Source organism: Micromonospora sp. LOL_014, assembly GCF_048060245.1.
Classification (GTDB): Bacteria; Actinomycetota; Actinomycetes; order Mycobacteriales; family Micromonosporaceae; genus Micromonospora_E.
Genome location: NZ_JBHMIP010000034.1, coordinates 1 through 12,344, shown reverse-complemented (window position 1 = coordinate 12,344; position 12,344 = coordinate 1). Strand labels below are relative to the sequence as shown.

9 protein-coding genes are annotated in these 12,344 nt (G+C 69.6%); all 9 read right to left on the bottom strand.

Annotation, left to right across the window (positions count from 1 at the left end):
* Positions 1–3: 3 nt before the first annotated feature.
* The 9 genes from tcuA (ACFHW1_RS24740) to ACFHW1_RS24700 all read right to left on the bottom strand — a co-directional run bounded on the left by tcuA (ACFHW1_RS24740) (position 4) and on the right by ACFHW1_RS24700 (position 12,289).
* Positions 4–1,554 carry an FAD-dependent tricarballylate dehydrogenase TcuA gene (gene tcuA, locus ACFHW1_RS24740; protein WP_416551069.1) on the bottom strand — a complete coding sequence of 517 codons (1,551 nt, stop codon included), beginning with the start codon at positions 1,552–1,554 and terminating at the stop codon, positions 4–6.
* A 113-nt stretch (positions 1,555–1,667) separates the two neighbouring features.
* The gene (locus tag ACFHW1_RS24735) at positions 1,668–2,666 is read right to left on the bottom strand and encodes a Bug family tripartite tricarboxylate transporter substrate binding protein (RefSeq protein WP_416551071.1); all 999 of its coding nucleotides are present in this window, start codon (positions 2,664–2,666) and stop codon (positions 1,668–1,670) included.
* A 121-nt stretch (positions 2,667–2,787) separates the two neighbouring features.
* Positions 2,788–4,317 (bottom strand): FAD-dependent tricarballylate dehydrogenase TcuA, encoded by a 1,530-nt coding sequence (tcuA, locus tag ACFHW1_RS24730; RefSeq protein WP_416551072.1) that lies wholly within the window; start codon positions 4,315–4,317, stop codon positions 2,788–2,790.
* Between the two features lie 37 nt (positions 4,318–4,354).
* Complete coding sequence (locus ACFHW1_RS24725) at positions 4,355–5,269, bottom strand: 5-dehydro-4-deoxyglucarate dehydratase (protein WP_416551109.1); 915 nt, start codon at positions 5,267–5,269, stop codon at positions 4,355–4,357.
* Positions 5,270–5,514: 245 nt separating this feature from the next.
* Entirely contained in the window at positions 5,515–6,291 is a 777-nt protein-coding gene (locus ACFHW1_RS24720; protein WP_416551073.1) for an IclR family transcriptional regulator, read from the bottom strand.
* Positions 6,292–6,363: 72 nt separating this feature from the next.
* Positions 6,364–7,581 (bottom strand): MFS transporter, encoded by a 1,218-nt coding sequence (locus tag ACFHW1_RS24715; protein ID WP_416551074.1) that lies wholly within the window; start codon positions 7,579–7,581, stop codon positions 6,364–6,366.
* Positions 7,578–10,556 (bottom strand): FAD-binding and (Fe-S)-binding domain-containing protein, encoded by a 2,979-nt coding sequence (locus ACFHW1_RS24710; RefSeq protein WP_416551076.1) that lies wholly within the window; start codon positions 10,554–10,556, stop codon positions 7,578–7,580. Before ACFHW1_RS24710 ends, ACFHW1_RS24715 begins: the two co-directional genes overlap by 4 nt.
* A 19-nt stretch (positions 10,557–10,575) precedes the next feature.
* A complete protein-coding gene (locus ACFHW1_RS24705) occupies positions 10,576–12,006 on the bottom strand; it encodes an aldehyde dehydrogenase family protein (protein ID WP_416551078.1) in 1,431 nt (476 codons plus the stop codon).
* Positions 12,007–12,163: 157 nt separating this feature from the next.
* Positions 12,164–12,289: a hypothetical protein gene (locus ACFHW1_RS24700; RefSeq protein WP_416616214.1), complete on the bottom strand. Its 126-nt coding sequence runs from the start codon at positions 12,287–12,289 to the stop codon at positions 12,164–12,166.
* Positions 12,290–12,344: the final 55 nt, after the last annotated feature.

Below are 12,344 nucleotides of genomic sequence, written 5' to 3'. Positions count from 1 at the left end.
GGATCACACCGCCGCCGACTCCCGGGCCTCCGCGGTGCCCTCCGCCGAGGCACTCTCCACGGCAGTGCTCTCGACAGCAGCGGAGGTGCCGGCCCGGCGCCCGAAAACGGACCCTGCGGTGAGGCCGGTGCCGGCCGGGTAGTTGTGGTAGAAAAGCCCGCCCACCAGTTCGCCCGCGGCGAAGAGGCCGGGGATCGGCCGGGAACGCCGGTCCAGAACCCGCCCGCCATCGTCAATACGGAGCCCGCCGTAGGTGAAGGTGATCCCGCAGGTGACCTTGTAGCCGTAGAAGGGAGCGGTGTCCAGCGGCAGCGCCCAGTTCGACTTCGGCGGTTCCAACCCGACGGTGCCGAGACCGTCCTTGACTGCCGGGTCGAACGAGCCCTCGCGGGTGGCGGCGTTGTACTCCTCGACGGTCGCCTCCAGCGCGGCCGGATCGAGCCCGAGTTCTCCGGCCAGTTCGGCGATGGTCCGCGCCTCGAAGCCGGAGACCGAGGCGCCCTCGTACTGGTCGGCACGGAGTAACGGCCGGGTCTTGGCGTCGAAGAGCTGGAAGGCGAGCGCGCCTGGCTGGCGCAGGATCGCGCCGCCGTACTCGGCGTAGGTCAGACCGCGGAAGTCCGCGCCCTCGTCCAGGAAACGCCGGCCCCGGGTGTTCACCACGATGCCCAGCGGATACATGTGCTTGGTCAGCGAGTACGCGAGTTCCCGGTCGCCGCCGTCGGCCGGCGCGGCGGCGTCCCAGGCGACGGCGTGCGCGCCGCTCCAGTGGCCGTACGGCGCGGCGCCGAGGTCGAGCGCCATCCGCAGCCCGTCACCGGTGTTGAACGGCGTACCCCGGACCTTCGCCAGGTCCCATCCGGGGCCGAGGTACTCGGCTCGCATCCTCGGGTCGGCCTCGAAGCCGCCCGATGCCAGCACCACGGTGTTGCCGTCGATCTCGAACCGGCCGTCGGTTCCGGCACACCGGACCCCGGTGACGCGTCCGGTCCCGTCGGTGCACAGTGCCTCGGCCTGGGTGTCGTAGCGGATCTCGATCCCGGCGGCCTCGGCCGCGGCGAGGTGCTGCCGGACCAGGCCCTTGCCACCGTCGACGGTGCCGAGGTAGAGGCCGCCCCAGAACTTGGCCCGACCGTCCTTCTGGAACGACTGGCCCTGGTACATCAGCGTCCAGCGGATTCCCTTGCCGTGCAGCCACCGGATGGTCTCGGCGGACTCCTCGACGAGGATCCGGGTGAGGGCCGGGTCGCAGCGCCCCTTGGTTTGGGTGTACATGTCCTTGAGGAACATCTCGGCGCTGTACGGCGGCAGGTCGGTGGCATTCGCGCGGTCGTCGTCGACCCCGTCCAGGATGGGCCGCAGCGACTCCAGACTCTCCACCACCGCCCGGAAACCGCCGACGGTGAAGTAGCTGTTGCCACCGGCCCACTCCGCTGGCGCCTTCTCAAGGACGACGACGCTGGCACCACGGTCGCGGGCGCCGTGCGCCGCTGAGAAGGCGGCGTTGCCGGCTCCGATGACGATGACGTCGTACTTCTCGCTCGTGCTCTTCACTGCGCACCTCTCCCCGGCGTCAGGACGTCCACTGCGGCTTCTGCTTCTCGGGTGCGGAGTTGGCCGCGGGAGCTGACGCCGTTGTCAACTCCCGCGCCCGGCGGTGGCGGCTCCTAGGTGACGAGGCCGAGGTCGGTGAGGATTCGGCGCAGGTTCTCCTCCTCCTCGCTGAGGAAGGTGGAGAACTCCTCGCGGTTCAGGCCCGTGGTGTCCCAGACGTTCTGGTCGGCGATCGCCTGCCACTGCGGCGTCTCGACCATCTCCATGAGCTTGGTGCTCCAGTACTCCACGGCGTAGTCGGGCATGTTGGGCGGGCCGAACACGCCGCGCCAGTTGGCCTGGGTGACGTCGTAGCCGGACTCGATGATCGTCGGGATGCTCGCCACCCGCTCGACGGTGAGCCGCTCGGGTGCGCTCACCGCAAGCACCCGGGCGTCGCCGCTCTCCACCAGGTTCAGCAGGTCCGGTCCGCCGAAGGAGACGTCGATCTGGCCGCCGAGCAGGTTACTGGCGTTCTCGTCGCCGGGCAGCGGGATGTAGGCAAGGTCCTCGAACTTGACGCCCACGCCGCGGGCGAGTTCGGCGACGACGATGTTGTCCGCACTGCCGAGTGACGCTCCGCCGATAATGACACCACCAGCGTCGGCCTCAATTTCGGACACGATTTCGCCGAGCGACTGGAAGGGCGAGTCATTGCGAACGTATACATAGGTGTATTCGGCGTAGAGACCGGCCAGCGGTACCATTTCCGACAGCCCGACGTTCTGCGACTCCTGCACTGTTGCCGACAGGTTGCTGACGCTCGTCAACAGCAACGTGTCGTCAGCGCCGTCGTGGTTCGAGGCGAGCGTCGCGGTCGCCACCATGCCGGACCCGCCGGGCAGGTTGCTCAACCGCATCTGGGCGTCGACCAGGTCAGCCTCTTGCAGAGCCTGCATCACGCTGTTGATGGCGAGGTCGATGCCGCCGCCCGGCGGGAACGGGGAGTAGATCGTCATCTGGGATTCGGGGTAGGCCGAGCCGGCCTCCTCACCCTTCTCGGATCCGCCAGAGTTGCACGCTGAAAGAGCGAGCACGCACGCCCCAATTCCAGCTATCACTGCCTTGCGCATGTAGAAGCTCCTCGCCATACGTCGATGTTTGTGAGTAGCCAATAAGTATGTCGGACATGGCTGGCGAAATGAGTAGCACGCTACCGGGTGAGTAGCACGCTACCGCTGAACCCAAGCCTCGTCAACGGCCCGAGACGATTGTGTTACCCAGGCGTTTCCCGGCTTGGGGAACGCCCCGTGGCACCGCCGCCGCCGCTCCAGCGGTACGGCCCAGCACCGCACCGCTGGTGAGACCCGAGCCGCCGGGGTAGTTGTGGTAGAACAGCCCACCGACCAGCTCCCCCGCCGCGTAGAGCCCGTCGATCGGCCGATGCCCGGTGTCCAGGACCCGCCCATCGCCGTCGGTACGCAGCCCGCCGAAGGTGAAAGTCACCCCGCAGGTGACCGCGTACGCCTCGTAGGGCGGGCTGTCCAACGGGTTCGCCCAGTTGGACCGGGGTACCGGGAGTCCTGGTGCCCCCCGCCCGTCCCGGATATGCGGCAGGAAGGGCACCTCGGTCTGGACGGCGGCGTTGTACCGCTCGACCGTGCGCAGCAGCCCCGCCGGGTCGACCCCGACCATCCGGGCGGCGAGATCGTCAAGGTCCGCGGCCCGCACCCGGGTGACCTGGCGGATCCGGTACTCGTCGCGCAGCAGCGGGGCGGTGCGCTGGTCGAAGATCTGCCACGCCACCAGGCCGGGCTGGGCCAGGATCGCCCGGCCGTACGCGGCATAGGTGTAGTCGCGGTAGTCGGCGCCCTCGTCGACGAAGCGCTCACCCCGGGCGTTGACCATGATCCCGTACGGGTAGCTGCACTTTTTGAACTGGTCGCCGACGGCGAGCTCGCCGAACTCTGGCGCGTTCGCCTCCCAGGGCACCGCGTGGCAACCGGACCACTGGCCCCGAGGGCTGGCACCGATGGCGAGCGCCATCCGGATGCCGTCGCCGTTGTTGAATCGGGTGCCCCGCACCCGGGCCACGTCCCACCCCGCACCCAGATACCGGGTACGCCACTCCGCGTTGGACTCGAATCCACCCGAAGCCAGGATCACCGAATCCGCCGGTAGGACCAAATCACCGTCCGGCCCGAGCGCACGTACGCCGGTGACCCGGCCCCCCTGCCGGAGCAGCGCCTCGACCCGGGTCTCGTAGCTGATCCTGACGCCGGCCCGCTCGCAGGCGAGGACCAGGGCGTCAACAAGTCCGGGTCCACCGCCGGAGACCGCCACCAGGGGCGCGTTCACCGCCCCCTGCCCGGCACCGCCTGCCGAGGACGGCGGTGTCAGGACCGGGACGAACCTGACGCCAGCCGCCCGCATCCACCGGGCCGTGTCGAAGCTGCGCGACACGACCTGGTCGGTCAGGTCCGGGTCGCACTGGTAGTTGCTCATCCGGGCCAGGTCGTCGTAGAACTCCTCCGCTGGGTACGGCCGATTGTCGATCTGCTCGGCCTGCTCCGGCGGAAGGTCATCGACCAGGGTGCCGAGTTCGGCGCCTCCGGTGATCTCCACCCGCATCGTGCCTGCGGCGAAGGCGGTGTTGCCACCCCGGTCAGCTCGGGGCGCGCACTCCATGACGGTGACGTCGGCGCCGTGTTCCCGGGCCGAGAGCGCCGCGCAGAGTGCCGCGTTGCCGGCGCCGACAACGATCACCCGGATCGGGCCGCTCATCGGGACACCGCAGGGTGGCGTGGGCCGACAGTTTCGGTCATCGGGGGGCGCCGACGAGGTCGAGGCCGTGCGAGATCAGCTCCGCCAGCCGTTGCGTGTGCCCGGCGGAGGGGTCGGTCAGCGGCGGTCGGACCGAGCCGACCTGGCGGCCCCGGATCCGCAACCCGGCCTTGATCAGGGAGACCGCGTAGCCGCTGCCCTGGTCCCGCAGATCGGCGAAGGGCAGGTAGAACTCCCGCAACAGCAGGTCCCGCCGCTCCCGATCGTTGGCTTGGACGCTGCGGTGGAAGGCGACCGCGACCTCGGGAAGGAAGGCGAAGACCGCCGAGGAGTAGCTGGAGACCCCGAGCCCGGCGAAGGCCGCCTGGGAGAGTTCGGCGGTGGGCATGCCGTTGAAGTAGGCCCACCGGTCGCCGCCGGAGAGCCTGATCCGCTGGATCCGTTCCAGATTGCCCCGGCCGTCCTTAAGCCCCACGATGGTGTCGAGTTTGAGCAGCTCGGCGACGGTCTCGGTGGCTAGCTCCACCTGATCGCGGTGGTAGATGATCAACGGCAGTGGGCTGCTAACGGCCACCTGCGAGTAGTGGGCGAGCAGGCCGACCTGGCCGCCGACCACGCCCGGCGGCGGGAACAGCAGCGCCGCGTCAGCACCGGCCCGCTGTGCCCGGGCCAGGAACTCGGCGGCGAGCGCCGCGCCGTAGCCGAGTCCGGAGACCACCGGCACGGCACCTCCGACCACCTCGGTAGCCGTGGCGACCAGGCGTTCGTACTCGTCCAGCCCGAGGGCGAAGAACTCTCCGGTGCCGCAGCCGACGAAGACACCGCCTGGCGAGTGGGCAAGGCCGGCGGCCAGGTGTGCCCGGAAGGCCGGCAGGTCGAGCGCGCCGTGCTCGTCGAACGGGGTGACAGGAAAGAAGAGCAGAGCGTTCTCGCCGATCTCGGCGACAGACATCGACACAATGAATCCTCTCAGTGAGTTCATATATATGAACTAGTTTTCATATCTAGACGACAACGTAAGTGCAGCTCAGAGCCCCGTCAAGAAATGATCACATCGAAGAATGTCCACTTACCATAGATTCGGCCCGACAGCTCACCGAGCGTCGGCGCATGGTCAGATGGGAGAGTGGAGCCGCGGCCGGCGCAGGGAAGACCGGTGCGGTGCGGGATCCGCAGCGGCGCGGCGCGGGACCGGGGTCAGACCAGCGGTCGGAGCCGGGCCAGCAGCGCCTGACGCGCCCCGAGCAGCGACCTAGTCGTGGCCCGCACCTTCGCCTCGTCCAGTCGGGCCACCGGCACCGAACAACTGATCGCCACCAGCGGGAGGTCGTCGTGGCACAGCGCCACCGCGAAGCAGCGCAGCCCGACCGTGCCCTCCTCGCCGTCGATCGCGAAGCCCCGTTCCCGGGTCTGCGCGAGATCCGCCAGAAGGCGGTCGGCTGAGGTCAGGGTCTGCGGGGTCAGGGCGATGTACTCCGCCGGCAGGGACGCCTCAAGCTCCGGCACGGGCAGGGTCGCCAGCATCGCCTTACCCAGCGCCGTGACATGGGCCGGCATCCGTCGGCCGGGGCGGAAGTGCACCCCCAACGCGTGCCGGGAATACTTGGAAAGCAGGTATCGGACGTTCCCCTCCTCCAGCCGCGCCAGGTGGATAGTCTCGTTCAGGCTGTCCCGCAGGCCCTCCATGACATCCTCGGTCAGGCCGATTACGTCCGACTCGTCCAGTCCGGAGAGCCCCATTGCCCGGGCCCGATAGCCGAGGACGAAACCGCCCCGACGGTCGGTGGCCACCCAGCCCTGCCCACCCAGCGCCGCCAACATGGCGTGCAGACTGCTCTTGGGCATCCCGAGAGCTCGATGCAGCTCCATGAAGGACTGCGGTTCCCGGCCGGTGAGCAACTCCAGCAGGCGCAGGGCGCGCTCGGCCGACTTGACCGACGGTGCCGCCCACGCGACCCTCTCCTCGCCGCCCACGTATCACCTCAGTCGCTCTCGTCGAGCCGTGCCGCCCGGTCACCCGGCGTCGACCGATTGTCGATCGCGAGGCTACCGCCTCGGCGAGCCGGGTGGCTCCGGCTCCGCTGGGGGCGACCTCGGAACGCCCACCGCCGAGGCCACCAGGAGCAGACCGAGGAACGGGAAAGCCCAGGACGCGCCGGCGGCACCAGTCGCCACCCCGATCCCGGCCGGCACCAGGACCTGCCCGATCTTGTTGCCCATGATCCGGATCGACAGAGCCGCCCCCCGGGTTCGCGCCGGCACCGCCTGCACCACCAGCGCCATCGTCAGCGGCTGACCGATCCCGAGAAAGAAGCCTGCAGCGACGAGCACCAGCCCGAGCAGCCAGATCCGATTGGTAAGGGGCAACAACGCCATCAGCACCCCCGAGCCGAGAGTGCTCATCAGCAACAGGCGGACCCGGCCCCACCGGGCCAGCATCGGTGGAATGAGCACCCGGGAGGCGACCGAGGCCGCAGCCCGCAGACTCAGCAGCGCCCCGATCGTCGCCGCACCGATGCCGCGTCGCTCACCGAGCAGCGGCAGGTACGCCACCAGCACATCCACCGCCGTCAGTAGCGCAAGACTCGCGAACATTCCGCCGAAGACGCCCGGCAATCGGAGAATCCGGATCGGTCCGGGCGCCACCTCGTCGCCAGGCGGTCCCGGCCGGGACCGCCGGTCCGAGTCTGCGAAGCCCCAACAGAAGATCAGCGCCGCCGCGCTCAGCAGGGCCCCGATGACGAACGCCCGGGTCGTGGTCACCTCGCGGGCCGCCCCGCCACTCAACACCGCACCACCCAGGGCAGGCCCGATCATCTGCCCGACCGAGGCGGCGGCACTGATCAGACCGAAGTCCCGGTCCAGGCTGTGCTCGTCGGAGAGCGCTGCCACCAGGGTCTGCGCGCCGATCATGATCGCCATCGCGCCGAGGCCGAGAATGATCGTCGCGGCCACCAGGACGACCAGGTCGCTGGCGACGACCAGACCCGCGCAGCCCGCCACCAGCAGCAGAATCCCGCCAAGCAGCACCGGGGTGGAGCGCCGCCGGTCCGAGTAGCGCCCGATTGGGATGGCGACCAGCGCGGGCAGCAACGCGTACGCGGCCACCAACAGACCAACCTCCAGCTCGCCGCCGCCGAGGTCGATGACCCGGTAGGTGAGCACCGGTCGAACGACGAAGACCGCGACCTGGGTGATCAGCATGCAGAGCAGCAGCCGCCACAGCCAGCCGGGCAGCCCGGACCGGAGCCGGTCACGGATCATGACCAGGGGCGGGTAGACGGATCGGCGGCTCGGGGATCCGGCGGCGCCGACTCCGCCCCGACCGACCCTGTACCGCCCAGCGCCGACCGGATCACCTCGGCCAGGTGCAGCGCCTGCCGGTCGGTCGCCCCGGCGATCTGGGTCCGGCAGCTGAACCCGTCCGCGACGATCAGGGTCTCCTCGGTGGCGGCCCGGACCTCCGGCAGCAGGACCCGCTCACCGGCCGCCATGGATATCTCGTAGTGGCCCGCCTCGAAGCCGAAGTTCCCGGCCAGCCCGCAACAGCCGGAATCCAGCACCGCGTTGTCGAGTCCGAGATCGGCCATAAGCTTCCGCTCGTCCTGATCTCCGAGGACCGCATGCTGGTGACAGTGCGTCTGGGTGATGGCTGCGCCGGCGATCCGGGGCGGTCGCCAGCCCGGGGTACGGGCCAACAGCGCCGCGAGCGTCGTCGTCGCCTCGGCGGCCCGCTGGGCACGGGGGTCGTCGAGCAGCTCGGGCAGATCCGACCGGAACGCGGCGGCGCAACTCGGCTCCAGTGCCACCATCGGCATCCCCGCCGCGATGAACGGATCGATCGCGTCGAGGCTGCGTCGGGCGACCCGACGCGCGACACCGAGTTGGCCGGTGCTGATCCAGGTCAGCCCGCAGCACTGGACCCCGGGCGCGACCCGGACGTCGTACCCGGCCGACTCCAGCACCTCGACGGCGGCCCGCCCCACCTCCGGGGAGAAGTGGTTGGTAAAGGTGTCCACCCAGAGCAGGACCGGCGTACGCCCCTTCTCGGGCCGGCCACGGCGTGCCCGGAACCAGCCGAGGAACGTCTGCCCGGTGAAGCGTGGGATCTGGCGCTGCGGAGCGATCCCCCCGAGCCGCTTGAGCAGCGGGGCGAGCAGCCGCGAACCGGTGGCCTGGTTGATCAGCACCGGTGCGACCCGGGCCAGCCTCGCCCAGAGCGGCAGGAACCCCATCGAGTAGTGCGACGTTGGTCGAAGCCGACGCTTGTAGTGGTGGTGGAGGAACTCCGCCTTGTACGTGGCGACGTCGACCCCGGTCGGGCAGTCGCTCTTGCAGCCCTTACAGGAGAGGCAGAGGTCGAGCGCGTCACGTACCTCGGTGGAACGCCAGCCGTCGGTGACCAGGTCACCCCGGCTCATCTCGAAGAGCAGGTGGGCGCGGCCTCGCGTCGAATGCAGCTCGTCCTTAATCACCATATAGCTGGGGCACATCACCCCACTGGAGGTGTCCCGGCACTTCCCCACTCCGATGCAGCGCCGGGTCGCCTTGGCGAAGTCGCCGTGGTCGTCGGGGTACGAAAAGACGGTTGCTAGCGGTAGGGGGCGGTAGCCGCTGCCGAGCCGCAGGTTCTCGTCGACCCGGAACGGGCGCACGATCATGCCCGGGTTGAGCCGGTTGTCGGGATCCCAGACGCCCTTGAACCGGGCGAAGAGTTCGATCACCTCGGGGCTGTACATCCGGGACAGGAACTCGCCTCGGGCCTGGCCGTCACCGTGTTCCCCGGAGAGCGAACCGCCGTGCGCGGCGACCAGGTCGGCGGCCTCACCGACGAAGGACCGGAACCGCCGTACCCCCTCGTCGGAGAGAAGATCGAAGTCGAGCCGGACGTGGACACAGCCCTCGCCGAAGTGGCCGTAGGTGACGCCGTGCAACCCGTACTGGTCACGCAGTGCCTTGAAGTCGCGCAGGTAGCCGGCCAACCGGGCCGGCGGAACCGCCGCGTCCTCCCAGCCGGGCCAGGCCTCGGCGGAGCCCGCCATCCGGGTGGCGATGCCGGCGCCGTCCTCCCGGATCCGCCAGAGCCGGCGCTGCTCGGCAGCCGGGACCACGACCTCGCGGCCGAGCGCGGCGCAGTCACCGGTGATCTTCGCGGCGGCCTGCCTGGCTGCGTCCAGGCTCGCCGCGCCGACCTCGACGAAGAGCCACGCCTGGCCCTCGGGGAGCAGCGACCAGAGTTCGTCGTCGCCGCCAGCCGGGTCCAGCGTGTTGACGAGTTCCCGGTCCAGTCCCTCGATTGTGAGCGGCTGGTGCGGTAACAGGTTCGCGACGTCCTCCGCCGCGGCGCAGTCGTCGTCGTAACCCAGGACCAGAAGCACCTTCGCCGCCGGTACCGGCACCAGTCGAACGGTCGCGCTGAGCACGATCGCGCACGTCCCCTCGGTACCGACCAGCGCGCGCGCCAGGTTGAACCGGTTCTCCGGCAGCAACTGGTCGAGCGGGTAGCCGGAGATCCGGCGGCTGAAGCCGGAGAGTTCCCGGCGCAGAATGGCGAGGTTCTCCTGCGAGAGTCGGCGCAGCTCACGGTAGATCTCGCCGGCTCGACCTGGCTGGGCGACGAGTTCATTGATCCGGGCGGGGTCGGCCTCGCCGACCGTCATCCGGGTCCCGTCGTAGAGCAGGATGTCCAACTCGACGACGTTCTCCGCGGTGGTGCCGTACGCCACCGAGTGGGAGCCGCAGGCGTTGTTGCCGATCATGCCGCCGATGGTGCAGCGGCCATGGGTGGAGGGATCCGGACCGAAGGTGAGTCCGTGTGGTGCGACCGTACGGCGCAGCGAATCCAACAGGACCCCAGGCTGAACCCGCGCGGTCCGGGCCACCGGGTCGACCGCCAGGATCCGGTCGAGGTAACGGGAGGTGTCGATCACGACACCGCCGCCGCAGGCCTGTCCCCCGAGGCTGGTCCCGCCGCCTCGGAGCACCACTGGGGCGCCGACATCCCGGCAGGCCACCACCGCCGAGATGAGTTCCTCCTCGGTCCGCGGCAGGACGACGCCGAGGGGCAGCTGTCGGTAGTTGGAGGCGTCCGAGGCGTACATCGCGCGGGCCGCCGTGTCGAACATGCCGCCGGGCAGAACCGCCTGCAGTCGCCGCCGCAGCTCTGCCGTCTCGGTCTCCGGGGCCGTCACCACTACCTCTTCCTCCCGGGTGGGTACCGCCGCTCGGGGGGTTCCCACCGCAGCCGATCGGATCCGGTCAGGCCCGCAGATAGGAGGTCCTGGTCGAGGTGTAGAAGTGGCGGGCGTGCTGGCCCTGTTCGCGGGGGCCGTAGCTGGATCCCTTGCTGCCGCCGAACGGGACGTGGACGTCCACCCCCGCCGTCGGCAGGTTGACCATCACCATGCCCGCCGCCGCGTTGTTCCGGAAATGTTCGGCGTGCCGTAGCGAGGTGGTACAGATGCCGGCGGTGAGGCCGAACTCGGTGTCGTTCGCCACCGCGAGCGCCTCGTCGTAGTCGGCCACCGGCAGGACCGCCGCGACCGGGCCGAAGATCTCCTCCCGGTTCACCCGGTGGTCGTTCGCCGCCCCGGTGATCAGGGCGGGGGCAAGGTAGTAGCCCGGAGTCGCCCGTTGCACCAGGTCGCCGCCGTACACCTCGGCGTCGGCGCGGGCCAGTTCGATGTACTCCAGGTCCGTCGCCAGCTGCCGCTCATCGACCACCGGGCCGATGTCGGTGCTCTCCGAGAGGGCGTCGCCGACGGTGAGGGTGCGCATCCGGTTCACCATCGCGGCGACGAACCGGTCTTGGATGGCCTCTTCCACGATGAGCCGGCTGGATGCGGTGCAGCGCTGGCCGGTCGAGAAGTACGCACCCTGGATCGCGCAGTCGACGGCGAGGTCGAGGTCGGCGTCGGCCATCACCACGAGCGGATTCTTGCCGCCCATCTCGAGCTGGACCCGGGCCAGGCGGCTCGCCGCGGCGACCGCGATGCCCCGGCCGACACCGACCGAGCCGGTGAAGGTGACCGCGTCCACCCCGGATGACTCGGTGATCGCCGAGCCCACCGTCGAGCCAGGCCCCATCACCAGGTTGAGTACGCCGGGCGGGAGTCCGGCCCGATGCAGGCAGTCGACGATCGCGTGGGCGCAGGCGGGGACCAGATCTGCCGGTTTGAAGACCACCGTGTTGCCGTACGCCAGTGCGGGGGCGATCTTCCAGGCCGGAATCGCCATCGGGAAGTTCCAGGGCGTGATGATGCCGACGACGCCGACAGGTTCCCGGATGATGTCGACGGTGACGCCGGGCCGGGTCGACGGGATACGCTCGCCGCCCATCCGGAGTGCCTCGCCGCTGAAGAAGCGGAAGAGGTGACCGGCCCGGGTCGCCTCGGCGACCGCCTCACGGACCGGCTTGCCCTCCTCTCGGGCGAGTAGCCGGCCGAGTTCGTCGACGCGTCCCAACAGCTCGGCGGCGACGGCTTCGAGGATGTCTGCGCGTAGCTGCGGCGAACTGCGGGCCCAACCGGGGGCGGCAGCGCGGGCCGCGGCGACGGCGTCGTCGACGGCAGCTCGCCCCGACTGCGGATAGAGCCCCACGAAATCTGCAGTGTTGGATGGATTCACGTCCGGACGGTGGTCGTCGGCCGCGACCCACTGGCCGTCAATGTAGTTCATCTCTGCCTGCACCGGGGAAGAGTAGCATGCCACTCTGTCGAGTTGGCCCGATGCTCCTGGTCAGGGGCGCTGCTCCTATGGATGTCCATCGGCGAGTTCAAGATCGTTTACCTCACCATGGACCTCGGCGAGCGAGCCTGTAGGACCCTGATGGCTTATTCGGTGTAGGTCAGGCGGCGAGGGTGAAGTCGAGGCGTTGGAGGTGTGTTGTCCGGGTGCGGTCGAGGGGGCGTCCCGTCCAGTAGCTGTCGAGGCGGATGATGTTGATCGCGGTGGCCGCGAGGGTGTGTGTCAAGCCCCGGGTTTGATGGAGAGTTGGTTAGCTGGTTTTCAGGGGTGCGGTGACCGGT